This window comes from Pantoea sp. X-Soil-TKNS-1280, from assembly GCF_059730475.1.
In genome coordinates this window covers 3,368,285-3,393,912 of record NZ_AP035962.1, presented here as the reverse complement: position 1 = coordinate 3,393,912, position 25,628 = coordinate 3,368,285, and the positions used below count along the sequence as shown (strand labels likewise).

The 25,628-nt window shown below is 54.9% G+C and carries 24 protein-coding genes and 3 tRNA genes; 17 read left to right on the top strand and 10 right to left on the bottom strand.

Features of this window, described 5'->3' with window-relative positions; translation table 11 throughout:
* Positions 1-22 precede the first annotated feature (22 nt).
* Complete coding sequence (gene argA / locus AC6I8X_RS15790; protein WP_299460223.1) at positions 23-1,351, bottom strand: amino-acid N-acetyltransferase; 1,329 nt, start codon at positions 1,349-1,351, stop codon at positions 23-25.
* A gap of 232 nt (positions 1,352-1,583) precedes the next feature.
* Here argA and amiC point away from each other — a divergent pair, with 232 nt between their 5' ends.
* On the top strand, positions 1,584-2,828 hold the full coding sequence (gene amiC / locus AC6I8X_RS15785; protein ID WP_299460225.1) for an N-acetylmuramoyl-L-alanine amidase AmiC: 1,245 nt from the start codon (positions 1,584-1,586) through the stop codon (positions 2,826-2,828).
* Between the two features lie 75 nt (positions 2,829-2,903).
* Here amiC and AC6I8X_RS15780 read toward each other — a convergent pair.
* The 3 genes from AC6I8X_RS15780 to AC6I8X_RS15770 form a co-directional block, all read right to left on the bottom strand.
* A tRNA-Met gene (locus AC6I8X_RS15780) sits at positions 2,904-2,980 on the bottom strand.
* A gap of 55 nt (positions 2,981-3,035) precedes the next feature.
* Positions 3,036-3,112, bottom strand: a tRNA-Met gene (locus tag AC6I8X_RS15775).
* A 55-nt stretch (positions 3,113-3,167) separates the two neighbouring features.
* Positions 3,168-3,244, bottom strand: a tRNA-Met gene (locus AC6I8X_RS15770).
* A gap of 204 nt (positions 3,245-3,448) precedes the next feature.
* Between AC6I8X_RS15770 and mltA the strand changes: the two genes are divergently transcribed.
* Together mltA and tcdA are read left to right on the top strand one after the other, a co-directional pair.
* Positions 3,449-4,597, top strand: a complete 1,149-nt coding sequence (gene mltA, locus AC6I8X_RS15765; protein ID WP_313686526.1) for a murein transglycosylase A — start codon at positions 3,449-3,451, stop codon at positions 4,595-4,597.
* A gap of 44 nt (positions 4,598-4,641) precedes the next feature.
* Positions 4,642-5,448 carry a tRNA cyclic N6-threonylcarbamoyladenosine(37) synthase TcdA gene (gene tcdA / locus AC6I8X_RS15760; RefSeq protein ID WP_313686524.1) on the top strand — a complete coding sequence of 269 codons (807 nt, stop codon included), beginning with the start codon at positions 4,642-4,644 and terminating at the stop codon, positions 5,446-5,448.
* On the opposite strand, the gene csdE is transcribed toward tcdA, so the two are convergent.
* Complete coding sequence (gene csdE, locus AC6I8X_RS15755) at positions 5,445-5,891, bottom strand: cysteine desulfurase sulfur acceptor subunit CsdE (RefSeq protein ID WP_497840080.1); 447 nt, start codon at positions 5,889-5,891, stop codon at positions 5,445-5,447. The two genes, tcdA and csdE, sit on opposite strands and share 4 nt — an antisense overlap.
* Before the next feature lie 4 nt (positions 5,892-5,895).
* Positions 5,896-7,101, bottom strand: coding sequence for a cysteine desulfurase CsdA (csdA, locus tag AC6I8X_RS15750; RefSeq protein WP_497840079.1), 1,206 nt, complete (start codon positions 7,099-7,101; stop codon positions 5,896-5,898).
* A gap of 211 nt (positions 7,102-7,312) precedes the next feature.
* Here csdA and AC6I8X_RS15745 point away from each other — a divergent pair, with 211 nt between their 5' ends.
* From AC6I8X_RS15745 to rlmM, 4 genes are all read left to right on the top strand, one after another.
* Positions 7,313-7,537: a YgdI/YgdR family lipoprotein gene (locus AC6I8X_RS15745; protein WP_013510266.1), complete on the top strand. Its 225-nt coding sequence runs from the start codon at positions 7,313-7,315 to the stop codon at positions 7,535-7,537.
* 336 nt (positions 7,538-7,873) lie between these two features.
* A complete protein-coding gene (locus tag AC6I8X_RS15740; protein ID WP_084876498.1) occupies positions 7,874-8,791 on the top strand; it encodes a transcriptional regulator GcvA in 918 nt (305 codons plus the stop codon).
* Between the two features lie 50 nt (positions 8,792-8,841).
* Positions 8,842-9,237 (top strand): DUF423 domain-containing protein, encoded by a 396-nt coding sequence (locus AC6I8X_RS15735; protein ID WP_208716287.1) that lies wholly within the window; start codon positions 8,842-8,844, stop codon positions 9,235-9,237.
* Positions 9,230-10,330 (top strand): 23S rRNA (cytidine(2498)-2'-O)-methyltransferase RlmM, encoded by a 1,101-nt coding sequence (rlmM, locus tag AC6I8X_RS15730; protein ID WP_497840078.1) that lies wholly within the window; start codon positions 9,230-9,232, stop codon positions 10,328-10,330. The genes AC6I8X_RS15735 and rlmM overlap by 8 nt, the downstream gene beginning before the upstream one ends.
* Before the next feature lie 169 nt (positions 10,331-10,499).
* Here the strand turns inward: rlmM and xni are convergent, their stop codons facing one another.
* The 3 genes from xni to queF all read right to left on the bottom strand — a co-directional run bounded on the left by xni (position 10,500) and on the right by queF (position 13,690).
* A complete protein-coding gene (gene xni / locus AC6I8X_RS15725) occupies positions 10,500-11,258 on the bottom strand; it encodes a flap endonuclease Xni (RefSeq protein ID WP_497840077.1) in 759 nt (252 codons plus the stop codon).
* Between the two features lie 35 nt (positions 11,259-11,293).
* Positions 11,294-12,658, bottom strand: a complete 1,365-nt coding sequence (gene ppnN, locus AC6I8X_RS15720; protein ID WP_084876493.1) for a nucleotide 5'-monophosphate nucleosidase PpnN — start codon at positions 12,656-12,658, stop codon at positions 11,294-11,296.
* 186 nt (positions 12,659-12,844) lie between these two features.
* Positions 12,845-13,690: an NADPH-dependent 7-cyano-7-deazaguanine reductase QueF gene (gene queF, locus AC6I8X_RS15715; RefSeq protein ID WP_313686511.1), complete on the bottom strand. Its 846-nt coding sequence runs from the start codon at positions 13,688-13,690 to the stop codon at positions 12,845-12,847.
* Between the two features lie 62 nt (positions 13,691-13,752).
* On the opposite strand from queF, the gene syd reads away from it, so the two are divergent.
* The 4 genes from syd to AC6I8X_RS15695 all read left to right on the top strand — a co-directional run bounded on the left by syd (position 13,753) and on the right by AC6I8X_RS15695 (position 16,458).
* Positions 13,753-14,301 (top strand): SecY-interacting protein, encoded by a 549-nt coding sequence (gene syd, locus AC6I8X_RS15710; RefSeq protein WP_313686509.1) that lies wholly within the window; start codon positions 13,753-13,755, stop codon positions 14,299-14,301.
* Positions 14,302-14,890: 589 nt separating this feature from the next.
* On the top strand, positions 14,891-15,220 hold the full coding sequence (locus tag AC6I8X_RS15705) for a YqcC family protein (protein ID WP_299460267.1): 330 nt from the start codon (positions 14,891-14,893) through the stop codon (positions 15,218-15,220).
* Positions 15,220-15,999 carry a tRNA pseudouridine(65) synthase TruC gene (gene truC / locus AC6I8X_RS15700; RefSeq protein ID WP_313686505.1) on the top strand — a complete coding sequence of 260 codons (780 nt, stop codon included), beginning with the start codon at positions 15,220-15,222 and terminating at the stop codon, positions 15,997-15,999. Before AC6I8X_RS15705 ends, truC begins: the two co-directional genes overlap by 1 nt.
* A 12-nt stretch (positions 16,000-16,011) precedes the next feature.
* Complete coding sequence (locus AC6I8X_RS15695) at positions 16,012-16,458, top strand: flavodoxin (protein WP_497840076.1); 447 nt, start codon at positions 16,012-16,014, stop codon at positions 16,456-16,458.
* Between the two features lie 99 nt (positions 16,459-16,557).
* Here the strand turns inward: AC6I8X_RS15695 and garD are convergent, their stop codons facing one another.
* A complete protein-coding gene (gene garD / locus AC6I8X_RS15690) occupies positions 16,558-18,117 on the bottom strand; it encodes a galactarate dehydratase (RefSeq protein WP_313686501.1) in 1,560 nt (519 codons plus the stop codon).
* 511 nt (positions 18,118-18,628) lie between these two features.
* On the opposite strand from garD, the gene AC6I8X_RS15685 reads away from it, so the two are divergent.
* From AC6I8X_RS15685 to AC6I8X_RS15660, 6 genes are all read left to right on the top strand, one after another.
* A complete protein-coding gene (locus tag AC6I8X_RS15685; protein ID WP_299460278.1) occupies positions 18,629-19,975 on the top strand; it encodes an MFS transporter in 1,347 nt (448 codons plus the stop codon).
* Positions 19,976-19,984: 9 nt separating this feature from the next.
* The gene (locus AC6I8X_RS15680) at positions 19,985-21,331 is read left to right on the top strand and encodes an enolase C-terminal domain-like protein (RefSeq protein ID WP_497840075.1); all 1,347 of its coding nucleotides are present in this window, start codon (positions 19,985-19,987) and stop codon (positions 21,329-21,331) included.
* Positions 21,332-21,341: 10 nt separating this feature from the next.
* On the top strand, positions 21,342-22,673 hold the full coding sequence (gene gudD, locus AC6I8X_RS15675; protein ID WP_497840074.1) for a glucarate dehydratase: 1,332 nt from the start codon (positions 21,342-21,344) through the stop codon (positions 22,671-22,673).
* A 25-nt stretch (positions 22,674-22,698) separates the two neighbouring features.
* Positions 22,699-23,469 carry a 2-dehydro-3-deoxyglucarate aldolase gene (gene garL / locus AC6I8X_RS15670; RefSeq protein ID WP_299460287.1) on the top strand — a complete coding sequence of 257 codons (771 nt, stop codon included), beginning with the start codon at positions 22,699-22,701 and terminating at the stop codon, positions 23,467-23,469.
* A 20-nt stretch (positions 23,470-23,489) separates the two neighbouring features.
* Positions 23,490-24,374, top strand: a complete 885-nt coding sequence (gene garR / locus AC6I8X_RS15665; protein WP_084876482.1) for a 2-hydroxy-3-oxopropionate reductase — start codon at positions 23,490-23,492, stop codon at positions 24,372-24,374.
* Positions 24,375-24,460: 86 nt separating this feature from the next.
* The gene (locus AC6I8X_RS15660; RefSeq protein ID WP_497840073.1) at positions 24,461-25,600 is read left to right on the top strand and encodes a glycerate kinase; all 1,140 of its coding nucleotides are present in this window, start codon (positions 24,461-24,463) and stop codon (positions 25,598-25,600) included.
* The last annotated feature ends 28 nt before the right edge of the window (positions 25,601-25,628 follow it).

Sequence of the window (25,628 nt, the reverse complement as noted above, 5' to 3'; positions counted from 1 at the left end):
TACGATAGGGGCGGTTGCTGGGCTAACGCAAATCGGCCATCAGCACCTTAGAACGACGCTGGTAGTTGTACATCTTCTTCTTACTTTCTGGCAACGACTCAATATCCACCGGTGTAAAGCCACGTTCCTGGAACCAGTGAATGCTGCGCGTGGTGAGTACGAACAGCTTCTTCAGGCCCATCTGGCGGGCCTGTAAAGCGACACGTTGCAGCAGCGCTTCGCCGCGCGATGAACTGCGATAATCGGGGTGCACTGCCACGCAGGCCATTTCACCAATCTGCTCGTCCGGGAAGGGATACAGTGCCGCGCAGGCAATGGTCAGGTTGTCGCGTTCGATGATGGTGAACTTGTCGATCTCCATCTCCAGCTGCTCGCGTGAACGGCGTACCAGAATTCCCTGTTGCTCCAGCGGACGAATCAGTTCGAGAATGCCACCGATATCATTAATGGTGGCACGGCGAATCTGTTCGGCGGATTCCATCACGATCTGCGTACCGATACCATCGCGTGAGAACAACTCCTGCAACAGCGCACCGTCTTCCTGATAGCTGATCAAATGGCTGCGACGCACGCCGCTACGGCAGGCTTTCACCGCGCCACGCAGAAAACGCACCGCCGCGGAGAGAAAATCGCCGTCATTCTCCATTTCATCGATACGCGCCTGGGCATCGTTAGGGAACAGCTCGGAAATAATATCGCCATCGCGGTTGGTCACACCCTGTTCGGAGCAGAAGCCAATCATTTTTTCCGCTTTGAGTTTGATCGCCAATTGTGTGGCGACTTCTTCTGACGTCAGGTTAAAGCTTTCACCCGTCACGGAAACCGCAACCGGACCCAGCAACACAATGGCACCGTTATCCAGCTGGCGGTGAATCGCTTCTTCATCGATACGCCGAATGCGCCCGCTGTGGCAGTAATCCACACCGTCATCCACGCCCAGCGGCTGGGCAATGATGAAGTTGCCGCTAACCACATTAATATGCGCGCCCTGCAATGGCGTATTGTTGAGGCTCATTGACAGCCGCGCGGTGATATCCAACTGCAGACGGCCCGCTGCTTGCTTCACCAGCTCAAGCGATTGGGCATCGGTCACACGCGTGTATTTATGATAAATCGGTTCCAGCTGCTGCTGCGCCATGCTGGCGTCAATCTGCGGGCGGGCGCCGTACACCACCACCAGACGAATGCCCAGGCTATGCAGCAGGCCGATATCGTTAACGATGCTGGAGAAGTTTTCATGTTCGATGGCCTCGCCACCCAACATGATGACAAAGGTCTTGCCACGGTGGGCATTTATATAGGGAACGGTGTGGCGAAAACCCTGAACCAGTTCGGTACTACGTTCCTTCACGGCAAACCCTCTGTGAATGATTATTCGAAATTTTTGTATTTTTATGCTTTATCGCGGCGTAATGCAAGCGCCAGACCTGACGTTACTTTACGATTTTCCTGATGCAACCTGCGCTAACAGCCTGCATTATCTGGCTTTTCCGAAGTGAAAAGGCTCCATGGACGGAATAAAGTTTTCATCTTCTTTTACTTAACTGGCGATATTTTAGACATTACACAGTAGCTGGAGCGTCATGTCCGGAGTAAATCCTTTTTTTTCACGACGACGATTATTACAGGGCGCGGGCGCGTTATGGCTGCTCAGTGTCAGCCGCAGTGGTCTGGCGGCCAGCCAGCATATCGTGGCAGTACGTATCTGGCCTTCATCGACCTACTCACGCGTTACGCTGGAATCGAACGTTCCCCTGCAATACAAGCAGTTCACCCTCAGCAATCCCGATCGTCTGGTTATCGACATCGACAATCTGCATATCAATCCGGTACTGAAAGGGGTCGATAAACTGGTACGCGTTGATGATCCTTATATCCGGACCGCACGCGTGGGTCAGTTCGACCCGAATACGGTACGCATCGTGCTGGAACTGAAGCGCAGCGTGGCACCGCGTACCTTCACCTTAGCACCGGTGGCCGGGATCCGACATCGGCTGGTGGTGGATCTCTATCCCAGTCAGCAACAGCCGGAAGAGGATCCCTTACTGGCGTTACTGCAGGATTACAACCAGGGCGATCTGGAACGCGATCAACCTGCCCAGGCTCCACTGCCGGGTAAAGCCGGACGCGATCGACCGATTATTATCATGATCGATCCGGGACATGGCGGGGAAGATCCCGGTGCCCATGGCAAACTCAAAACGCGGGAAAAAGATATCGTGCTGAAGATGGGACGTTATCTGAAGGCGTTGATCGACAAACAACCCAATATGAAAGCCTATATGACGCGCAACGAGGATGTGTTTATTCCGCTGCGGGTGCGGGTGGCAAAAGCGCGTAAGCAGCGTGCCGATCTGTTTGTGTCGATCCATGCCGATGCCTTTACCAGCCGGGCGGCACGGGGTTCGTCCGTGTTTGCGCTTTCGACCAGTGGGGCGACCTCCGCCGCCGCCCGTTTTCTGGCGCAAACCCAGAATGAATCGGATTTGATTGGCGGCGTCAGCATGAGTGGCGATCGCTACCTCGACCACACCATGTTCGATATGGTGCAGCGTCAGACCATCCACGACAGCCTGAAGTTCGGCAAAGAAGTGTTATCGCGCATGGGGCATATCAATCACCTGCATAAGCGCACGGTGGATCAGGCTGGATTCGCGGTGCTGAAAGCGCCGGATATTCCGTCAATTCTGGTGGAAACCGCGTTTATCAGTAATGTGGAAGAGGAAAGGAAACTGCGTACCGCGCGTTATCAGCATCAGGTGGCGGAAGCCATTCTGCATGGCATCAAAGCGTATTTTGAGAAAGGGGCGGTGCTGGCGCATCGCTAAAGGATTGTGGCAGGGAGGCCACAATTTACCGGACGCCAGAAACAAAAAAACACCCGTTAAGGTGTCTGGTTGTATTGGTTGCGGGGGCCGGATTTGAACCGACGACCTTCGGGTTATGAGCCCGACGAGCTACCAGGCTGCTCCACCCCGCGTCCGTCTGTCGCTGTGCGACTTTTCACATTTTCTCTCTTCATGACTAAGAAGAGTTGGTTGCGGGGGCCGGATTTGAACCGACGACCTTCGGGTTATGAGCCCGACGAGCTACCAGGCTGCTCCACCCCGCGTCCGTCTGTCGCTGTGCGACTTTTTACATTTTCTCTCTTCATAACTAAGAAGAGTTGGTTGCGGGGGCCGGATTTGAACCGACGACCTTCGGGTTATGAGCCCGACGAGCTACCAGGCTGCTCCACCCCGCGTCCGTGGATGCGCACTATACTCCGGGTTCGCTATGATGCAACCCCTTTTTGACAGAAAGCACAAAATTTCCAGTTAGTTGGTGAATAAATTCGCCGTTAGGTTATTAACTATACAGCTGTGGACGCGATACCCGGTGGCCGATTTCATTCTGGCTGCCCCTTTGCTATCGTCGCGGTGCAAACAACCGATAAAAAGAGAAGGTCATGAAAGCAAATCGTGTAAAGCTGGCACTTACTGGCGCATTTCTCGCGCTGCTGGCGGGTTGTAGCTCCAAACCTACGGACCGTGGTCAGCAATATATTGATGGTAAGCTGGATGAGCCGCTGGCGCTGGTGAATCAGCCCAATGCCAAAGGGCGTCCGGTTAACGGCAGAGACTTTGGCGATCAGGTTCGTCAGATCCAGTCTGCGTCTACCGGGTTGTATGGTCGCAATACCGGCACCTATAGCGCGATTGAGAACTGGCTGATGTCGGGCGGCGATACCCGCCAGCTACGTCAGTTCGGTCTGAACGCCTATCAGATGGAAGGCACCGATAACTACGGTAACGTGCAGTTCACCGGCTACTACACGCCGGTTGTGGAGGCGCGTTACACCCGTCAGGGCGAATTCCAGTACCCGATTTACCGTATGCCACCCCGCAGAAGCGGGCAAAAATTACCAAGCCGCGCTTCTATCTATAGTGGTGGTCTTGATGATCGCTACGTGATTGCCTGGAGCAATTCACTCATCGACAACTTTATGATGGATGTGCAGGGCAGCGGCTATGTCGATTTCGGGGATGGCCGGCCACTGCGTTTCTTCGGCTACGGCGGTAAAAACGGCTGGGCCTACCACAGCATCGGTAAAGAACTGATCGATCGTGGTGAAGTGAAGCGCGAAGATATGTCGATGCAGGCCATTCGTCAGTGGGCGCAGGAGCATTCGCCAGAAGAAGTGCGTGCGTTGCTGGAAACCAACCAATCCTTCGTGTTCTTCAAACCGGAAGAGTATGTACCGGTGCGTGGTGCCAGCGCCGTGCCGCTGATTGCCAAAGCCTCCGTCGCATCGGACCGTTCACTGATCCCCGCCGGGACGGCGCTGCTGGCGGAAGTGCCGCAGTTAAATGAGAAGGGCAAGTTCAACGGTAAATATGAAATGCGTTTGATGGTGGCGCTGGATGTCGGCGGCGCGATCAAAGGCCAGCATTTCGACATCTATCAGGGCGTTGGTCCGGATGCCGCCCATCTGGCCGGTTTCTATAACCATTATGGCCGTGTCTGGGTGCTAAAATCGGCACCGGGAGCAGGCCAGCCGCTGTTCAGTAACACGCAAAGCGGTAATAATGGTTCGATGTTGTTAGGTTCGAATTAATTTTCTCTGCGGGCTGGCAGGTCCGCATGAACAAAAGGTTGGTTATGACAGTGGTTAGCGACGCCTGGCGGCAACGCTTTGGCGGCACGGCGCGTTTGTATGGGCAGGACGCGTTACAGCGTTTTGCTGATGCCCATTTTTGTGTGATTGGTATTGGCGGCGTGGGTTCCTGGGCGGCAGAAGCGCTGGCGCGCACCGGGATCGGCAAAATCACCCTGATCGATATGGATGATGTCTGTATTACCAACACCAATCGGCAGATCCACGCTTTGCATGGCAAAGTAGGCCAGGCTAAAACCGAGGTGATGGCGGAACGTATCCGCGCGATCAACCCGGAATGCGAGGTGATCTGCATCGATGATTTCATCACCCCGGAAAATACCGCCGAACTGTTGCCTGTCGGCTTTGATTATGTGATTGATGCCATCGACAGCGTGCGGCCAAAAGCGGCGCTGATTGCCTGGTGTCGTCGCAACAAGATCCCGCTGATTACCACTGGTGGGGCTGGTGGGCAGATCGATCCGACACAGATCCAGGTCAGCGATCTGGCGAAGACGATTCAGGATCCGCTGGCGGCGAAATTGCGTGAGCGACTGAAAAGCGATTTTGGTGTGAAGAAAAACAGCAAAGGTAAGCTGGGCATTGATTGCGTGTTTTCCACCGAAGCACTGGTTTATCCGCAACCGGACGGCAGTGTCTGTGCCTCACGTAGCACGGCCGAAGGCCCGAAACGCATGGATTGCGCGGCGGGATTTGGTGCGGCCACCATGGTGACCGCCACCTTTGGTTTTATCGCGGTTTCGCACGCGCTGAAAAAATTTCTCGCCCGCGCGGCACGCCAGGGGGATTAAGCGTAGTGGCGTGCGGCACGTTGTACGGCGTCGGCCAGCGCCTGTAAACCGCTGCTCCGTGAGGCGCTGAGCTGCGCACGCAGCCCGAGGGTATCAAACAACGCCAGTGGGTCCTGTTGTAGCAGGGCGGCTGGCGTTTTTCCTTCTACGGCGGTCAGCAGCACCGCCAGCAGGCCGCGCACGATACGTCCTTCACTGTCGCCATAAAAATGCAGCGTGCCATTACTTTGCAGCTGACTGCTGAGCCAGACACGATTCTCGCAACCGCTCAGTTCAATCTCCGGTATTTTCAACTCTTCCGCTAACGCCGGGAGCTGACGGCTCAGCTGAATCAGCTGGCGATAGCGATCCTCCCATTGGTGAAAATGGGTGAATTTCTCCGTCAGGCTGGCTTCCGTAATCAGATCACCAAACGGGTGCGGGGCGAGCAGGGATGTACTCATCAGGTTACTCACTCAGTAATTCCACAGCGCTGTGCATGGCACGCACCAACGCGTCCACGTCCTGTAAATTATTATAGGGGGCGAATGAGACGCGCAGCGTGCCGCTGACTCCCAGCGCCGCCATCAGTGGCTGGGCACAGTGCTGACCCGCGCGCAGGGCGATGCCGTGTTCTGCCAGCAGCGTAACGATATCGCTGTGGTGGATGCCCGCGATATCAAATGCCAGCAGGCTGCTGCTGCCACAGCGAAAACTGCGAAAACCGGGCAGGGCGCTCAGCTGCTCTTCCGCCAGGCTTGCCAACTGCTGGCTCCACATTTCCATCTTTTCCGCATTGTGCTGGCTAAGCCAGCGCAGGGCAGCGCTTAAACCGATGACTCCGGCGACGTTGGGGGTGCCGGCTTCAAAGCGCCATGGCACCGGCTGCGGCGTGAAACCGTTAAAATCTATCTGGGTCAGCATCTTACCGCCGCCCTGCCATGGCGACATGGCTTCCAGCAGTTCTGCCTTGCCATACAGCACGCCGATGCCCATCGGGCCATAGAGTTTATGACCCGAGAAGGCGTAAAAATCGATATCCAGTGCCCGAACATCAGGTGCGCAATGCACCACGCCCTGGGCACCATCCACCATCACTTTGGCACCCACGTTATGCGCCAGCCGAATTGCCTGCGCCAGATCCGGGCAACCGCCGGTGACATTCGACATCTGACCTATCGCCAGCAACCGGGTACGTGCATTCAATAATCCGGGCAACTGTTGTATGTCGGGCAGACGATCCGCGCCCAGCGGCCATTTCACCACTTTGGCACCCTTCGCTTCTGCCACCATCAGCCACGGCACCAGATTGGCGTGATGTTCTGCTTCGCTGACAACGATTTCATCGCCGGGTTGCAGGCGCGAAGACAGCCAGCTGTTTGCCACCAGATTGATGGCTTCCGTGGTGCCGCGCGTCCAGATGATCTGGCGATCGTCTGCGGCATTTAGCCAGCGGGCGACGAGACCTCGTGCCTGCTCGTATTGCTCGGTCAGGGCGCGCGCGGCTGCAAACTGGCTGCGATGCACGGTTCCGGCGCTCAGGGAATAGAACTGCTGAGTGGCCTCAATCACCGCCTGTGGCTTCAGGGCGGTGGCGGCACTATCGAGATAAACTCCAGCATCGGCCAGCGCTGGAAACTGCTGGCGAAAAGCGGAAGGTGTAAAAATAGTCATATCCGGCCTGTTGTGATGAATTTAGGACCAGACTGAAAGTCGGTCTGTTACCTGGCAAAGCTGGAAAAGTGCGTTATGCTAATTATTGCAAGGTTTAAACCTAAACCCGCATTTAGAATCGACCTTAACCAGTCGATTTCACTTTTTTAAGCTGCCTCTGTTCAGCGTCCCGCGGGTGGTTTGATGCAATCAATCTGCAAGGAGATAGAAAATGAAAAAACTCGCCGCAGTGCTGGCCGTATGTACCATGGCCTTTACCCTGGCCGCCTGTTCAAGCAATTACGTGATGCATACCAATGATGGTCGCACCATTGTTGCTTCAGGCAAACCCAAAGTTGACGATGATACCGGTATGATCAGCTATAAAGATGCCAATGGCAACCAGCAGCAGATTAACCGCTCAGATGTCAAAGAGATGGTTGAGATGGGCCAGTAAGTGACAGATAAAAAAAAGCACCGCAATTTGCGGTGCTATGTAAAATCACTATGGACAGACAGGGTAAATCTACAGGAATTAAAAGTTTGATCTGCAATCGTCAGATCAAAATGCAAACACAACATCACGACCACAAGCCAAAAGCTCTCCAGAAGTCTGCGAATTAACGCACGTTTCCAGAAATCTTTTCGTTCCGGCTCAGGAAGTGCGGCAACTATAGGTATTTGCTGGAGCTTCCTCAACGGACAATTTATAATGTCTCGGATTAATAAAACTAATACCTGACAACTTCTCATAAGTTGCAGTATTACTCTGTTGACCCGGATACGGAAAACCATGTCAAAACGCCTTCCCCCGCTCAATGCTTTACGTGTCTTCGATGCGGCGGCACGTCATTTGAGCTTCACTAAAGCTGCTGAAGAGCTGTTTGTTACCCAGGCAGCTGTAAGTCATCAGATTAAATCTCTGGAAGATTTCCTCGGTCTTAAGCTGTTTCGCCGGAGGAATCGTTCGCTTTTGCTGACTGAAGAAGGGCAAAGCTACTATCTGGATATTAAGGAGATTTTCTCCGCGCTGAACGATGCGACGCGTAAACTCCAGGCGCGTAGCGCCAAAGGCGCATTGACCGTGAGCCTGCTGCCAAGTTTTGCGATTCAGTGGCTGGTGCCACGTCTTTCCAGCTTTAATACAGCTTATCCGGGCATCGATGTGCGTATTCAGGCCGTCGATCGTGATGAAGAGAAACTGGCGGACGATGTGGATGTGGCGATTTTCTATGGCCGCGGTAACTGGCCAGGATTGCGGGTGGAAAAACTTTACGCCGAATATTTGTTGCCGGTTTGCTCGCCATTGCTGCTGACAGGCGACCATCCATTGAAATCACCGGCTGATTTAGCGCACTTTACGCTGCTGCATGATGCTTCGCGGCGGGACTGGCAATCTTATACGCGTCAGCTAGGCTTGCAGCACATTAATGTGCAGCAGGGTCCGATTTTCAGCCATAGCGCCATGGTGTTACAGGCAGCTATTCACGGCCAGGGTGTCGCGCTAGCCAATAATGTGATGGCGCAAAGTGAAATCGAAGCCGGTCGTCTGGTCTGTCCTTTTAATGACGTACTGGTCAGTAAAAATGCTTTTTATCTGGTTTGTCATGACAGCCAGGCAGAACTGGGTAAAATAGCCGCCTTTCGACAGTGGATCCTGGCCAAAGCCGCAACCGAACAAGAGAAGTTTCGTTTTCGTTACGATCACTAACGCGTTGATTTTTGCACAGTGACGTGCGTATACACTCTGAGGATTGTTAGATGTCCAGTCGTGCCATGTTTATTTTTGCAGCCATCAGCGGCTTCACGCTGGTGGCTTTTGGTGCTTTTGGTGCCCATGTGCTGAGCAAATCCCTCGGCCCAGCCGAGATGGCGTGGATTCATACCGGCCTTGAGTATCAGGCGTATCATACGCTGGCGATTATTGGTCTTGCCTCGGCGATGTTACGTCGTGCCAATATCTGGTTTTACTGGAGCAGCGCCGCACTGGCGCTCGGTACCGTTTTGTTCAGCGGCAGCCTCTATTGTCTGGCGCTGTCGCACCTGAAGTTTTGGGTATTTATCACGCCAGTCGGTGGCCTTGGCTTCCTGATTGGTTGGTTTTTGATGTTGATTGGCGCACTGCGTCTGAAACGAAAGGCAGAACGCCATGAATAAAGTTTTACTCTATTGCCGTCCCGGCTTTGAGAAAGAGTGTGCAGCAGAGATCAGTGCTAAGGCTGCGGAGCGCGAAATCTATGGTTTCCCGCGAGTCAAAGACGATGCGGGTTACGTGTTGTTCGAGTGCTATCAGCAAGAAGATGCGGAAAAACTGATCAGTCAGCTGCCTTTTGCAGAACTGATTTTCGCCCGTCAGATGGTGGTGGTCGGTGAAATGCTGCGTGACCTGCCGCCGGACGATCGTATTTCCCCGATTGTCGGGATGTTGATGGGCGTGGTCGAAAAGGGCGGTGAGCTGCGGGTGGAAGTACCGGACACCAACGAAGCGAAAGAGCTGACCAAATTCTGCCGCAAATTTACCGTACCGCTGCGTGCCAGCCTGCGTGAAAATCGTATTTTGCTCAATTATGAAAGCCCGAAACGTCCGGTGGTCCATGTGTTCTTTATTGCGCCGGGCACCTGCTATGTTGGCTATTCATTACCGCAAAATAACTCCCCATTCTATATGGGCATTCCTCGTCTCAAATTCCCGTCAGATGCGCCCAGCCGCTCCACTCTGAAGCTGGAGGAGGCGTTTCACGTCTTTATCCCGGCAGACGAATGGGATGAGCGTCTGGCCAGCGGCATGTGGGCGGTGGACCTGGGGGCTTGTCCAGGCGGATGGACCTATCAATTGGTCCAGCGCAGCATGATGGTCTACGCGGTGGATAACGGCCCCATGGCTCCCAGCCTGATGGATACCGGACAGGTGACGCACTGCCGTGAAGATGGCTTCCGCTTCCGACCGCCGCGTAGCAACATCAGCTGGCTGGTGTGCGATATGGTGGAAAAACCGGTGCGCGTTGCCAGCCTGATGAGTGAGTGGCTGGTGAATGGCTGGTGCCGCGAAGCTATCTTCAACCTCAAACTGCCAATGAAAAAGCGCTATGAAGAAGTGACGCAGAATCTCGCGATGATCGATGCCACCCTGAAAGAACAGGGCATCAACGCCCAGATTCAGGCGCGCCAGCTGTATCACGATCGTGAAGAAGTCACGGTACATGTGCGCCGGATTTGGGCGGCGGCAGGTGGGCGTCGCGATGAAAGATGATCCTTTCCTGGATTTTTAATGCCAGGAGGGTTAGTAAAATCTGTAGTTGGTTGATTTATCACGATATTTTTTCGAGATGCGGGAAAAATCAGCGCGATAAATCGCGCCGCTACGGCTTAATGCAAATACACAGGGCTTCAGGTTACGGGTTCGATACCTGTAACCTGAGTTATTGAGGGCTGTAACGCAGGGTGTTCAGATTGCCCTGCAAAACCAGATCGCGCTTCAGGGTGGCAACCTGGCGGCAAATCTCTGCCATTTCACGATGCGTCTGCAATTTTCCCTGCCACTTCGACGGTACCTGATCCCACTGCTGATAAATCGCTTCCAGCGAGCCAAACTGCAACAGTAATTCGCGTGCGCTCTTTGGTCCGATTCCGGCCACACCTGGAATTTTGCTGCTGCTGATGCCGCATAACCCCCAGTAATCCACCAATTGCGCAGGAGCTACGCCAAATTCCTGTTCAATAAAAGGCACATCCAGCCAGCGTTTCTGAAAGTAATCACGGATACGGATGTTAGGTGCCAGTAGCTGGCAGTATCCTTTGTCAGTCGAGACAATGGTTGCCTGATGTCCAGCATCTGCCATCTTTACTGCCAGTGTGGCGGCCAGATCATCGGCCTCATCCTGATCGGCAATCCAGCAACTGACGCCCACCGCCTGAAATGCCTGCTGAATAGCGGGCATTTCCCGTTGTAAATCTTCCGGCATCGGCGGGCGACCGGCTTTATAGTCCGGCAGCAACGTATGACGCCAGCCAGGCTGACGCTCCGCACTGTCAAACACCGCCACGACGTGGGTAGGTTGGGTATGGCCCAGTAACTGATGTAACGCAGCCACGCAGGCATCGCGGCATGGCGAGCCCTGAACGGCATGCAGACGACGGATCAGGTTCAGGGCATCAACAATAAGAAGGTGTAAAGACATGATGATAGCGGCAGCCCGCAGGCTGCCTTCCTGAGTTATTTGATGATTTCGTAGCAGGGGATGTAAGCGGTGCCCGGCAGCTTCATGCGATGCTGGGCCACGAAGCCCTGTAGCAGTTCATCCATACGATGCATGATGTCCGGATCGCCGTGAAGTTTATACGGTCCTTTTTCCCGGATTTCGCGAATGCCCACTTCTTTCACGTTACCGGCGACAATACCCGAGAAAGCCCGACGCAGGTCCGCTGCCAGTTTTTCTGCGGGTTGGTTGGTATACAGATTCAGGTTAGCCATGTTTTCGTGGGTTGGCAGGAACGGCAGTTGCAGATCCGGCACGATACGAATGGACCAGTTAAAGCTGTAAGCATCGCCGGTTTCACGACGATATTCCTTCACCTGCGGCATGGCTTTTTTCATCAGACGCGCCACTTCGGCGGCATCATCAATGATGATTTTGTAATGTTTACGCGCGGTTTCGCCCAGCGTGCTGACAATAAAATCATCCAGAACGCGGAAATAATCGGCGCTTTCCTGCGGACCGGTCAGGATCAGAGGCAGCACCTGATCGTTGTTTTGCGGATTCATCAGAATGCCCAGCAGATACAACAACTCTTCTGCGGTACCGACACCACCCGGGAAAATCACGATGCCGTGTGCAATACGCACAAAGGCTTCGAGGCGTTTTTCGATATCCGGCATGATGATCAGTTCATTGACCAGCGGATTCGGTGGCTCAGCGGCAATGATGGACGGTTCGGTCAGGCCAATAAAACGGCTGTCGCGGTAGCGTTGTTGGGCATGGCCGACGGCGGCACCTTTCATTGGCGCTTCCATCACACCCGGTCCACAGCCGGTACAGATGTTCAGCTCACGCAAACCCAGTTGCGTACCCACGTTACGGCAATACTGATATTCCACCGCGTTAATGGAGTGGCCACCCCAGCACACCACGGTATTGGGGTATTCACCTACATGCAGTGCGCGGGCGTTGCGCAGGATCGAAAAGACCAGGTTGGTAATGTGGGCTGAATCGTCCGCATCCAGGTTCTGGAAACGTTCTGCCGCAGAAAGTTGCCCGTTTACAAACAGGATGTCGCGTAATACGGCAAACAGGTTGGCCTGCAATGAGCGGATGATACGACCATCGACAAATGCGTCTTCGGGGGGGTTGATCAGTTCGAGTTTAACGCCACGCTCGCGGCGCAATACGTTGATATCAAAGCTTTCGAAGCGGGAAAGCAGTTCATGACTACTGTCGGTCTGACTACCAGAATTGAGCACCGCGAGTGAACAGTTGCGAAACAGCTGGTACAGGTCGCTGCTGGCGGTGCGCTTCAGCATATCGACTTCCAACTGGGAAAGCAGATCCATGGAGCCAAGAGGGCTAATGTGAGTAATCAAGAGAACTCCTTTACACGCAAGTGCGTGACTGATGACGCTATGCCCGACTCGCTGGGCACAGTGACGATTATCCCTGGTCGCGTATGCTTTATTGCCCGCGCCTTCGACAGAGTAGCCTTGTCAGCGGTGAATGCTCAAGTGGAACCGCGCATCCGTGCTGCGGCCTGCGAGGCGTCTCGCAATCTGTTACTGGCGTACCAGACGGGAATAGCCTGGGGAGAAAGGAACGTTGCTGCGCCACGGATTGATATCCAGACCCCCGCGGCGTGTGTAGCGCGCGTAGACGGTTAAGGCTTCTGGCTGGCAAAAGCGTTGAATATCATTGAAAATACGCTCGACACACTGCTCGTGAAACTCGTTGTGCTGGCGGAACGAGACCAGATAGCGCAGCAAGGCCTCACGATCGATGCGTGGCCCTTTATAGCGAATCATCACGGAACCCCAGTCGGGTTGATGGGTGATCAGGCAGTTCGATTTTAGAACATGGCTGACCAGCGTTTCTTCGATGATGTCGTTGCCTGCGGCCTGGGCGAGATGTTCAGCATTAAAAGCGTAATCGCGGATTTCAATATCCTGTTCGTCGATGACCTCACCGTTAAAATGGCCGATGGGCTGACCTTCGATTTCACTGATGCGGAACAATGCTACGCTCACCTCACCTTCGGCACAGGCGCTGAGATCGCGCTCCAGCGTTTGGCGGACGTCACCCCAGTCGGCAAAAACCGTCTGATTAAAACTGTTAAGATAGAGTTTAAAGCTCTTTGACTCGATAAGGTTGCGGCTCGCGGCGTTGAGGACCACTTCACCCACCGCCACCTGCGGTACACCTTTGCTGTTAAGCCAGGAAAGTTCGTACAGCGTCCAGATATCTGCACCGTGAAACGGCAGATTATCGGGAAACAGCCCCAGCGGTTCGCGATTCAGGCTGCGCGGCACCGCCTGCAGCAGTGAATTGTCGTAATGATCGACATACGCTGTGGGTTTACCCAAGGTCAGGCTACTTAATACCTGATCCTGTTGTTCAGTAGACATAACGGTTACCACTAAAATCCATCAAAGGGGTTAAGTGTAACCTATCAGAAGCGAGAAGATGAATGATGCAGCAAACCGCGGATGCTTTGCGCGATTTTACCGACCGTTATTGTGCGCAATGGCGTCAGAACACCGGACATTTACCTGCGAGCAGCGAATTGTTGGGTGTTCCTTCCCCCTGCATCCAGACCACGCTGGATGACCGGGTATTGTGGCAACCACAGCCGTTTACCTTACCGGCTACACTTGCCGCCGTTGAGCGCGCGCTGGATATCGAACTTCAGCCTGCAATTACCGCTTTTTACACCACGCAGTTTGCGGGTGATATGACTGCGCGTTTTCAGCAGCAATCCATTACCTTGTTACAGGTGTGGAGTGAAGAGGATTTCACACGGCTGCAGGAGAATTTAATTGGTCATCTGGTGATGAAACGTCGCCTGAAGCAAAGTCCGACATTATTTATCGCCACTACCGATTCTGAGCAGGATGTCATTTCACTGTGTAATCTTACCGGTGAAGTTATTCTGGAGCATCCTGGCAGTAAAAAACGGCAGATACTGTCCCCTGGAATTCAGATGTTTCTTAATGAATTACAACCGGTTAGCGACTGATTTGCAGACTTTGGCCTGTCGCTTTGTGAGAGATCTCTTACATGGCGTGTGAGAGATCGGCAAATTTTACTGAAGACTTCCGGACGGCAGGCTTGTAAAAATATTGTGAATCATGAGTTTATGGCAACTGTCCTAAAATAAAAAGATAACGGGCTGAGGTAACGGTCCTTAGTACCTTGTTAACGCGATAGTTTCTGCCAGAATAGTCACCACTGGCAGGAAGCCATGGATTAAGTGATGTTCAGGAGAGCATCAGCCAGGAAGGCAGGAACGTAACGGAGTTTGCGTCACAAGGAAGGCTTCAGGACGAAGCAGGACACTCAGGATTGAGTAAGGGACACCTCCAGGATGGAGAATGAGAGCCACGCGGGATGTGGCGGGCCAGGATGCTAAGGACCAATGTCATGATGACAAGCGATGGATAGCACGGGAAAAGTTGTCATGGATGAGCAGGGAGCACAGCGGTGGCGGGAATGCTGCAAACGAACCGGGAGCACTGTAGTCACAGTGCTCCCTTTTTTTATGCACTTTTTGAGCATGGCCCGACAAGTGATATGCTTGCCGCCCGATTTTTCTCTGGAGGTGGCGCATGTCGTCGCAACAACTTATTTTGCAGCGGCTGCAGCAGGTCGAAGCGGTGATGCGCGAGCACGACCACTGGCAGACGCAATGCCCTGATGAGGCAGCTTTTGCCAGCACACAACCCTTCTGTCTGGATACACTGGCACCGCTTGAGTGGCTGCAATGGGTGCTAATCCCCCGTATGCAGGCGTTAATTGCCGCTGATGCGCCGTTGCCGCAAAATTTTGCTGTCGCGCACTATTTTGAAATGGCGCTCCCTCCCACTACACCGGGCCATCCGATGCTATTGCTGACGCTAAGCCAGCTCGACGCCTTATTTGCGGAACCTTCTGCCTGATGCTGGAAATTATTTACCAGGATGAGTGGCTGGTGGCCGTCAATAAACCTGCGGGATGGCTGGTGCACCGCAGCTGGCTCGATCGCAAAGAAAAAGTGGTGGTGATGCAGACGGTGCGTGACCAGATTGGTCAGCATGTCTTTACTGCTCACCGTCTGGATCGTCCAACCTCCGGCGTATTGCTGATGGGACTGTCGAGCGAGGTGGGGAGGTTGCTATCGCAGCAATTTGAGCAGCACCAAATCCGCAAAACCTACCATGCAGTGTTGCGAGGCTGGCTGAGTGAAAGTGGTACGCTGGATTATCCGCTGGTGGAAGAACTGGATAAAATTGCCGATAAATTCGCCACAGAACCACGTGGTCCGCAGCCGGCCGTGACGGATTATCAGCTGCTGACGCATGTCGAGATGCCGGTGGCGATTAGCCGTTACGCCACCTCACGCTATAGCCTGGTGGAGATGCAACCGCGCACCGGGCGTAAACATCAGCTTCGTCGCCATATGGCGCACCTGCGTCATCCGATCATTGGCGATACCACCCACGGCGACTTGCGTCAGAACCGTGGTGCAGCGACGCATTTTGGTATGGATCGTCTGATGCTGCATGCCAGCGCACTGAGCCTCAATCATCCGGTAACGGGTGAGCCGCTGGTGATCCGCGCCGGGTTGGATTCGGTCTGGCAGCAGATGCTGCAGCAGTTTGGCTGGCAGGAGCAGATGCCTGATGTTCCCAGGGTTGAGTTTGCCGACGAGGCAGTCCAGGATAAGCCAACAGAATAAAGGAGCAGCACAATGGCAAAGATTGGCATTTTTGTAGGTACGGTATACGGCAATGCGTTGCTGGTGGCGGAAGAAGCAGAGCCGGTGTTGCAGGCGCAGGGCCATGAGGTCAAAGTCTTTGAAGATCCTTCACTGGCGCAGTGGCAGGATTACCAACAGGATGTGGTGCTGATTATCACCTCAACCACCGGGCAGGGTGATTTTCCTGACAGTATCGCCGGGCTGTATCACGCGGTAAAAGATCAGCTCGGCTATCAGCCGGCGCTGCGTTATGGCGTGATTGCGCTGGGTGACAGTAGCTACGATAACTTCTGCGGTGCAGGTAAGACGTTTGATGCCCTGTTGCAGGAGCAGAGTGCCAAACGCATCGGCGACGTCTTAACGGTGGATGCGACAGAAGACCCGGAGCCGGAATCCGTCACTACGCCGTGGGTGGAAAGCTGGGGTAAACTGCTGTAATTACGTAGCGGCGCGATTTATCGCGCGCTTTTGACTTAATTGCAAAAAAAAACAGCGCGATAAATCGCGCCGCTACGTATAAATGTTTGTCAGGTTTTATCAGGTCACTGGCGCTGGATTAAACACCGCCAGCTGATTGCGGATCCCCCAGCGGTCTGACCATGTTTGCTTGCGTCCGCTGGCAATATCCAGAATCAGTTCAAACAGTCGCCAGCCAACCTGTTCAATACTTTCCTCGCCGGTGGCAATGGTGCCCGCGTTAATATCCATCAGGTCATGCCAGCGCTCAGCCAGTGCGTTGCGCGTTGCCATCTTGATAACCGGAATCGCCGCCAGGCCATAAGGGGTACCGCGGCCAGTGGTGAACACCTGCAAGGTAATGCCCGAGGCCATCTGCTGCGTACCACAGACAAAGTCGCTGGCGGGTGTCGCGGCATAGATCAAACCGCGTTTAGTCGGACGCTGGCCGGGCGACAAAACTTCAACTATCGGGCTGCGGCCGGATTTTGCAATCGAACCCAGCGCTTTCTCCACCACATTGGCCAGTCCGCCTTTTTTATTGCCGGGAGAAGGATTGGCGCTACGGTCGGTTTGTCCCATGCTCAGATAGTTGTCATACCAGGCCATCTCTTCCAGCAGGCGTTTACCTACCGTCTCATCAACGACGCGTGGCGTCAGCAGATGGATGGCGTCGCGCACTTCGGTGACTTCAGAAAACATCACCGTCGCACCACAACGCACCAGCAGGTCAGAAGCAAACCCCACGGATGGATTGGCGGTGACGCCGGAAAACGCATCGCTGCCGCCACATTGCGTACCGATCACCAGTTCTGATGCCGGGCAGGTTTCGCGCTGGCGTTGATTAAGCCGTTTCAGATGGCGTTCGGCAACCTGCAAAATCTCATCCACCATCGCGCCAAATCCCACCAGCCGTTCATCCTGCAAACGCACAATATCGTGGTCATCCAGTGAGATGGCCTGAACATCGGGCGTGCCGGTCAGCAGACGTTCTGGCTGGAGTTTTTCGCAACCGAGGCTGACGATCATCACTTCGCCGCCAAAATTGGGGTTCAGCGCCAGGTTATGAATGGTGCGAATCGGTACCACGGCTGCCGGAGCGTTAATCGCCACGCCGCAGCCGTAAAGGTGGTTGAGCGCCACTACACCATCGACATTGGGATAACGGGGCAGAAGGTCACGTTCGATAATCTGCACCACATAATCCACCACCCCGGCAACGCAGTGCACGCTGGTGGTAATGCCAAGTAAGTTACGCGTCCCCACGCTGCCATCGGCATTGCGATAACCTTCGAAGGTATAACCTTCCAGTGGGGGTAAGGTCGCCGGGACATTGTTTGCCAGCGGCAGGCTGGCAAGCGGTGGCGCTTCCGGCAGCGCCACCAGGGATTCGTCGATCCAGCTGCCCTGGGCAATGGCGCGCAAGGCATAGCCGATGACTTCACCGTAACGCACAATCTCACCCTGCTCAGGAATAGCCACCAGCGCCACTTTATGGCCCTGGGGCACATGCTCAATCAGTTGCAGACCATCTGCAAAGCGGGTGCCAGCCGGCAGCCCCTGGTTATTGACCACAATGGCGACGTTGTCGCTATCGTGTACTTTTATATAAAGCGGTTTCTCGCTCACAGGTCGGTTCATTACTCACCTTCCGTTCAATCGCGCTGTGCGTGGCAGCGCGGTGTCATTGATTGCTTCCGTCACTTCATCGTTTTTTTGCCAGCCTTAGTATATGCAGGGGTATTGCGCGATACATTGTGCAACTGACTGGCTTTCAGTGATTTTATTGCCTCAATTTGGGTCGTTTAACCAAACACAAGTGAAGGGACTCACAAAGCATGACGAAGCTGTGTATTAATTAACCGCTATGGGGTGGAATTTGACAGTTCCGTGAGCCACGCCGCAGCGTTATGTGCAAATGCCATAAAATACGTCCACATGTCGTTAAATCATCAGGCTTTCATCCAGTGTTTCGCTTTCCCGCTGTTCCTATACTGACTCTCGTTATCCAACGTTAGGTTATGAGTCACGACGCATCATCGTATTGCCTATAAAAAAATCGCCGTGTTTAACCCAACATCATTCTGATACCCAACGCGATGTGTATGCAGTCAGAGTGAATGTAGCGTCTGCTATATTTCAGGAGTGCATCATGAATAGTTTTAGCCAGACAGCGGAAGCGGTGCAAAAGCGCACCAATGCCCGTTACTGGATTGTGGTGATGTTATTTATCGTCACCTCATTCAACTACGGCGACCGTGCAACCATCTCGATTGCCGGTTCTGCTATGTCCAAAGATATTGGCCTCGACTCGGTGGGTCTGGGGTATATCTTCTCCGCGTTCTCATGGGCTTATGTTATCGGCCAAATCCCTGGCGGCTGGTTGCTCGACCGCTTTGGTTCGAAACGCGTTTACTTCTGGAGCATCTTTACCTGGTCGCTGTTTACCTTCCTGCAAGGCTTCGTTGATCTGTTCAGCGGCTTCGGCATTATCGCTTCGCTGTTTATGCTGCGTTTCCTGGTGGGTCTGGCGGAAGCGCCTTCCTTCCCCGGCAACAGCCGCATTGTGGCTGCGTGGTTTCCGGCGCAGGAGCGCGGCACCGCAGTGGCTATCTTTAACTCCGCCCAATACTTCGCCACGGTGATTTTCGCGCCAATTATGGGCTGGCTGACCTCCGAAGTGGGCTGGGCGCATGTGTTCTGGTTCATGGGGGGGCTGGGCATCATCCTTAGCTTTATCTGGCTGAAGGTGATTCACGATCCGAACGATCATCCAGGCGTGAACAAAGCCGAGCTGGAATATATGGAGCAGGGCGGCGCACTGATCAATATGGACGCGAAAAAGTCCGAGCATAAGGTCAGCTGGAGCGAGAAGTTCTATCAAATCAAACAACTGCTGACCTCTCGTATGATGCTGGGTATCTATCTCGGCCAGTACTGCGTCAACGCGTTGACCTACTTCTTTATTACCTGGTTCCCGGTTTATCTGGTGCAGGCGCGCGGGATGTCAATTCTCAAGGCGGGGATTGTCGCGTCGATTCCGGCGATATGCGGTTTCCTCGGCGGCGTACTCGGTGGGGTGATCTCGGATTACCTGATGCGCAAAACCGGCTCCCTGAATATTGCCCGTAAGACTCCGATTGTGGTTGGCATGCTGATGTCGATCAGCATGGTGATGTGTAACTACGTCAATACCGAATGGGTGGTGGTATTTGTGATGGCGCTGGCCTTCTTTGGTAAAGGCATCGGTGCACTGGGCTGGGCGGTGATGGCGGATACCGCACCGAAAGAAATCAGTGGCCTGAGCGGCGGTCTGTTCAACATGTTCGGTAACTTCTCCGGGATTGTGACGCCGATTGCCATTGGCTACATCATTGCCACCAGCGGTTCGTTCGAATGGGCGCTGATTTATGTCGGTATCCACGCCTTCGTCGCCGCGTTCAGTTTCCTGGTGATTGCCGGGGATATCAAACGTATCGAATTGAAACATCGGGCATAAGGACAGAGCATGAATACGCAAAGTACGCCGGTGATTACTGATATGCAGGTGATCCCGGTTGCCGGTTACGACAGCATGTTGCTCAACATCGGGGGCGCGCACAGCGCCTGTTTCACCCGCAACATCGTGGTGCTGACGGACAGCGCCGGGCATACCGGCGTCGGTGAAGCGCCAGGCGGCGAAACCATTTATCAGACGCTGGTTGAGGCCATTCCGCAGGTGAAAGGCCAGCAGGTGGCGCGTATGAACCGGCTGGTGCAGCAGGTGCACAAAGGTAATCAGACCGCTGATTTTGATACCTTTGGCAAAGGCGCGTGGACCTTCGAACTGCGCGTCAATGCGGTGGCCGCGCTGGAAGCTGCGTTGCTTGATTTGCTGGGGCAATGCCTTGGTGTTCCGGTGGCGGAACTGCTCGGTCCCGGCCAGCAGCGTGATGAAGTAACGGTGCTGGGATACCTGTTCTATATCGGCGATCGGCGTAAAACCGATTTGCCTTACCTGAGCGGCGCAGGGGCCAGCCATGACTGGTATCACCTGCGGCACCAGGAGGCGCTGACCCCCGAAGCGGTGGTGCGTCTGGCTGAAGCGGCGCAGGATAAATACGGCTTTAAAGATTTCAAGCTCAAGGGCGGCGTGCTGCCGGGCGAGCAGGAAATTGCCTCGGCGGCGGCTTTGAAAAAACGTTTCCCGGATGCGCGCATCACGGTCGATCCCAACGGTGCCTGGCTGCTCGACGAGGCGATTGGCCTGTGTAAAGGCATGGGAGATGTGCTGACTTATGCGGAAGACCCCTGCGGTGCCGAGCAGGGCTATTCCGGTCGTGAAGTGATGGCGGAGTTCCGCCGTGCCACCGGTTTGCCGGTCGCCACCAATATGATCGCCACCAACTGGCGCGAGATGAACCACGCGGTGATGCTCAATTCCGTCGATATCCCGCTGGCCGATCCGCATTTCTGGACGCTGAGCGGGGCCGTGCGCGTCGCGCAATTATGTGACGACTGGGGCCTGACCTGGGGCTGCCACTCCAATAACCATTTCGACATTTCACTGGCGATGTTCACCCATGTGGGCGCAGCGGCACCGGGTAAACCGACTGCCATCGATACCCACTGGATCTGGCAGGAGGGCGACCAGCGCCTGACCAAAGAACCGCTGCAAATCCGCAACGGCAAAATCGGCGTACCGGATAAGCCTGGCCTCGGCATTGAGCTGGACTGGGATCGTTTGCAACAAGCTAACGCTTTGTACAAATCTCTGCCGGCAGGCGCGCGTAATGACGCCACGGCAATGCAATATCTGGTTCCCGGTTGGTCGTTCGACCGTAAGCGTCCGGCCTTCGGTCGCAGCAAAGCATAAGGAGCAGGAAATGAGTCAGACACCGAAAATCACATCCATGCAGGTCATCCCGGTGGCCGGTTACGACAGCATGCTGCTCAACCTGAGCGGTGCGCATGCGCCGTTCTTCACCCGAAACATCGTCATCATCAAAGACAATGCGGGTCATACCGGGGTTGGGGAGATTCCGGGCGGCGAAAAAATTCGTCAGACGCTGGAAGATGCAGCGGCGCTGGTGGTACAGAAAAACATTGGTGAATACAAAAACATTCTCAATCTGGTGCGCAGCACGTTTGCCGACCGCGATTCCAGCGGGCGTGGCTCTCAGACTTTTGACCTGCGCACCACTATCCATGTGGTGACCGGCATCGAAGCGGCGCTGCTCGATCTGCTGGGCCAGCACCTCGGCGTTAATGTGGCGTCGCTGCTGGGAGAAGGTCAGCAGCGTGACCGCGTAGAAATGCTCGGCTATCTGTTCTACGTCGGTGACCGCCGGAAAACCTCGCTGCCGTATCAGAGCCAGGAAAACGATAAATGCGACTGGTATCGCCTGCGCCATGAAGAGGCGTTAACGCCGGACACGGTGGTACGTCTGGCGGAAGCCGCCTATGAAAAATACGGCTTCAATGATTTCAAACTAAAAGGTGGCGTGCTGCGTGGCGGTGAAGAGGCCGAGGCGGTCACTGCGCTGGCGAAACGCTTCCCGCAGGCGCGTATTACGCTCGATCCTAACGGTGCCTGGTCGCTGAACGAAGCCATCCTGCTGGGTAAACAACTGAACGGGGTGCTGGCTTATGCTGAAGATCCCTGTGGTGCTGAGCAGGGTTACTCTGGTCGTGAAGTGATGGCGGAGTTCCGTCGCGCCACCGGCCTGCCGACCGCCACCAATATGATCGCCACCGACTGGCGTCAGATGGGGCATACCCTGTCGTTGCAGTCAGTCGATATCCCGCTGGCCGATCCGCATTTCTGGACCATGCAGGGTTCAGTGCGCGTGGCGCAGATGTGCCATGACTTTGGCCTGACCTGGGGTTCGCACTCCAATAACCATTTTGACGTATCACTGGCGATGTTCACCCATGTGGCCGCTGCGGCGCCGGGCGCGATTACCGCCATCGATACCCACTGGATCTGGCAGGAAGGCAATCAGCGCCTGACCAAAGAACCGTTGCAGATCAAAGGTGGCATGGTGCAGGTACCGCAGAAACCGGGTCTCGGCGTAGAGCTGGATATGGATCAGGTGATGCAGGCTAATGCGCTGTATCAGAAACACGGTCTGGGTGCGCGTGATGACGCCCAGGCGATGCAATTCCTTGTGCCCAACTGGACCTTTGATAACAAACGTCCATGTCTGGTGCGCTAATTTTTCCGTTACAGGAGTCAAGATAATGAGTAATACAGCCTGGCCGAATGCTTTTCGTCGCCGCTTGCTGGCAGGAGAAACCCTGATTGGTAGCTGGTGTGCGCTGGCCAATCCGATCACCACTGAAGTGCTGGGCCTGGCAGGATTTGACTGGCTGGTGCTGGATGGCGAACACGCCCCGAACGACATCACCACCTTCATTCCGCAACTGATGGCGCTGAAGGGCAGTCACAGCGCGCCCGTGGTCCGTCCGCCGTGCAACGAGCCGATCATCATCAAACGCCTGCTGGATATTGGTTTTTACAACTTTCTGATCCCGTTCGTGGAAACCGCCGAAGAGGCAACGCGTGCCGTGGCGTCAACCCGCTATCCGGCTGCCGGTATTCGCGGTGTCTCGGTTTCGCATCGTAGCAACATGTACGGCACGCTGCCGGACTATAACGCCACCATCAACGACAACATCACGGTGCTGGTGCAGATCGAATCCCAGCAAGCGGTAGACAACATTGATGCGATTGCCGCCGTTGAGGGCGTGGACGGCATTTTTGTCGGCCCGGGTGATCTCTCAGCCGCGCTGGGCTATCTCGGCCAGCCTGCCCACCCGGAAGTACTGAAAGTCATCAAATACATTTTTGAGCGTGCCAAAGCAGCCGGTAAACCGAGCGGCATTCTGGCTCCGGTTGAAGCGGACGCGCGCCGTTATCTGGAATGGGGAGCCAGCTTTGTTGCCGTCGGCAGCGATCTGGGTGTTTTCCGCAACGCCACACAGGCGCTGTGCGACAAATTTAAGAAGTAACTGACTAAAGGGCAAACGTCATGAAAATTGGATTTATCGGCCTCGGCATCATGGGCAAACCGATGAGTAAAAACCTGCTGAAAGCGGGTTATTCGCTGGTGGTACGTGACAACAACGCGACCAGCGAAGCTGAACTGATTGAGCTGGGCGCAACCAGCGCGAAGACGGCAAAAGAAGTGGCGCAGCAGGTTGATGTGGTAATCACCATGGTGCCGAACTCGCCGCAGGTGAAAGAAGTGTGCCTGGGCGAAAATGGCATCATCGATGGTGCCAAACCGGGCCTGATCGTCATCGACATGAGTTCTATCGCGCCGCTGGCCAGCCGTGAAGTGCACGCTGCGCTGGCAGAGAAAGGCATCAAAATGCTGGATGCGCCAGTCAGCGGTGGCGAGCCGAAAGCCATCGAAGGTACGTTGTCGGTGATGGTGGGCGGTGATAAAGCGGTGTTTGACCAATGCTACGACATCATGAAAGCGATGGCGGGTTCCGTGGTGCACACCGGTGAGATTGGCGCGGGCAACGTGACCAAGCTGGCGAATCAGGTGATTGTGGCGTTGAATATTGCCGCGATGTCTGAAGCGTTGTCGCTGGCGACCAAAGCGGGCGTGGACCCGGAGCTGGTTTATCAGGCGATTCGTGGCGGGCTGGCAGGCAGCACGGTGCTGGATGCCAAAGCGCCAATGGTGCTCGATCGTAACTTCAAACCCGGCTTCCGTATCGATCTGCATATCAAGGATCTGGCCAATGCGCTGGATACTTCGCATGGTATCGGTGCACATCTGCCGCTCACCGCTGCGGTGATGGAGATGATGCAGGCGCTGAAGGTCGATGGTCTGGGTACGGCCGACCACAGCGCGCTGGCCTGCTATTATGAAAAATTAGCGAAAGTTGAGATCACCCGATAACTCGCACGTCCGGTATCTGCTGATACCGGACGGCCTGGTTGCCTTAGCAGGACGGATTTCCGTCATCAACCGCGCTCGGATTGCCTATGAAAATCGTAATCGCACCGGATTCATATAAAGAGAGTTTATCCGCCCTGGAAGTGGCTTCAGCGATCGAAGCGGGATTCCGCGACATCTTCCCTGAAGCTGACTACGTAAAAATACCGGTCGCCGACGGTGGGGAAGGCACGGTAGAAGCGATGGTGGCGGCAACGCAGGGAAGCATTGTCAGGCTGACGGTCACCGGACCGCTGGGAGAGCCTGTTGATGCGTTCTACGGTTTATCTGGCGACACGCGTACCGCGTTTATTGAGATGGCTGCCGCCAGTGGCCTGGAGCTGGTTCCTGCGTCACGCCGCGACCCGCTGATCACCACCTCATTTGGTACCGGAGAACTGATTAAAAACGCGCTGGACAGAGGGGTGGGTCACATCATCATTGGTATTGGCGGCAGCGCCACCAACGATGGTGGATCCGGCATGATGCAGGCGCTAGGCGCTCGTCTGCTGGATAACCAGGGCCACGAAATTGCCTACGGCGGGGGAGCGTTGCCGCAGCTGGCGCGAATTGAAATCGATCGTTTAGATGTGCGCATCCGGCAGTGTCGTTTTGAAGTGGCCTGCGATGTCACCAACCCGCTGACCGGCGAAAAAGGTGCCTCGGCGATTTTTGGCCCGCAGAAGGGGGCGACACCGGAGCTGGTTGAGCAGCTGGATCAGGCGCTGGCGCACTATGCCGATATTATCCATCGTGATCTGGATATTGATGTGCTGCATATCGCGGGTGGCGGTGCGGCGGGGGGGATGGGGGCAGCTCTGCACGCTTTTTGCCAGGCCGAGTTACGGCGCGGTATAGAAATCGTCACCGAAGCGCTGGGCTTAGCCGAACAGGTGCAGGATGCCGACCTGGTGATTACCGGGGAAGGGCGCATCGACAGCCAGACCATCAACGGTAAGGTGCCCATCGGTGTCGCGCAGGTGGCGAAACAGTTTAACAAGCCGGTGATTGGCATTGCGGGCAGCCTGACGGCCGATGTCGGTGTGGTGCATGAACACGGGCTGGATGCGGTGTTTAGCGTTCTGTTTGGTATCTGCACGCTGGAGGAGGCGCTGGCAAACGCCGCGCAAAATGTGCGTATGACGGCACGTAATGTGGCGGCTACCATCAAGGTTGGCAATCTGTTGTAATCCCTGTAGCGGCGCGATTTATCGCGCG

Coding starts and splice junctions, on each gene's coding strand:
- amiC (WP_299460225.1), top strand. CDS start 1,584: ATGTCCGGAGTAAATCCTTTTTTTTCACGACGACGATTATTACAGGGC.
- mltA (WP_313686526.1), top strand. CDS start 3,449: ATGAAAGCAAATCGTGTAAAGCTGGCACTTACTGGCGCATTTCTCGCG.
- tcdA (WP_313686524.1), top strand. CDS start 4,642: ATGACAGTGGTTAGCGACGCCTGGCGGCAACGCTTTGGCGGCACGGCG.
- csdE (WP_497840080.1), bottom strand. CDS start 5,891: ATGAGTACATCCCTGCTCGCCCCGCACCCGTTTGGTGATCTGATTACG.
- csdA (WP_497840079.1), bottom strand. CDS start 7,101: ATGACTATTTTTACACCTTCCGCTTTTCGCCAGCAGTTTCCAGCGCTG.
- AC6I8X_RS15745 (WP_013510266.1), top strand. CDS start 7,313: ATGAAAAAACTCGCCGCAGTGCTGGCCGTATGTACCATGGCCTTTACC.
- AC6I8X_RS15740 (WP_084876498.1), top strand. CDS start 7,874: ATGTCAAAACGCCTTCCCCCGCTCAATGCTTTACGTGTCTTCGATGCG.
- AC6I8X_RS15735 (WP_208716287.1), top strand. CDS start 8,842: ATGTCCAGTCGTGCCATGTTTATTTTTGCAGCCATCAGCGGCTTCACG.
- rlmM (WP_497840078.1), top strand. CDS start 9,230: ATGAATAAAGTTTTACTCTATTGCCGTCCCGGCTTTGAGAAAGAGTGT.
- xni (WP_497840077.1), bottom strand. CDS start 11,258: ATGTCTTTACACCTTCTTATTGTTGATGCCCTGAACCTGATCCGTCGT.
- queF (WP_313686511.1), bottom strand. CDS start 13,690: ATGTCTACTGAACAACAGGATCAGGTATTAAGTAGCCTGACCTTGGGT.
- syd (WP_313686509.1), top strand. CDS start 13,753: ATGATGCAGCAAACCGCGGATGCTTTGCGCGATTTTACCGACCGTTAT.
- AC6I8X_RS15705 (WP_299460267.1), top strand. CDS start 14,891: ATGTCGTCGCAACAACTTATTTTGCAGCGGCTGCAGCAGGTCGAAGCG.
- truC (WP_313686505.1), top strand. CDS start 15,220: ATGCTGGAAATTATTTACCAGGATGAGTGGCTGGTGGCCGTCAATAAA.
- AC6I8X_RS15695 (WP_497840076.1), top strand. CDS start 16,012: ATGGCAAAGATTGGCATTTTTGTAGGTACGGTATACGGCAATGCGTTG.
- garD (WP_313686501.1), bottom strand. CDS start 18,117: ATGAACCGACCTGTGAGCGAGAAACCGCTTTATATAAAAGTACACGAT.
- AC6I8X_RS15685 (WP_299460278.1), top strand. CDS start 18,629: ATGAATAGTTTTAGCCAGACAGCGGAAGCGGTGCAAAAGCGCACCAAT.
- AC6I8X_RS15680 (WP_497840075.1), top strand. CDS start 19,985: ATGAATACGCAAAGTACGCCGGTGATTACTGATATGCAGGTGATCCCG.
- gudD (WP_497840074.1), top strand. CDS start 21,342: ATGAGTCAGACACCGAAAATCACATCCATGCAGGTCATCCCGGTGGCC.
- garL (WP_299460287.1), top strand. CDS start 22,699: ATGAGTAATACAGCCTGGCCGAATGCTTTTCGTCGCCGCTTGCTGGCA.
- garR (WP_084876482.1), top strand. CDS start 23,490: ATGAAAATTGGATTTATCGGCCTCGGCATCATGGGCAAACCGATGAGT.
- AC6I8X_RS15660 (WP_497840073.1), top strand. CDS start 24,461: ATGAAAATCGTAATCGCACCGGATTCATATAAAGAGAGTTTATCCGCC.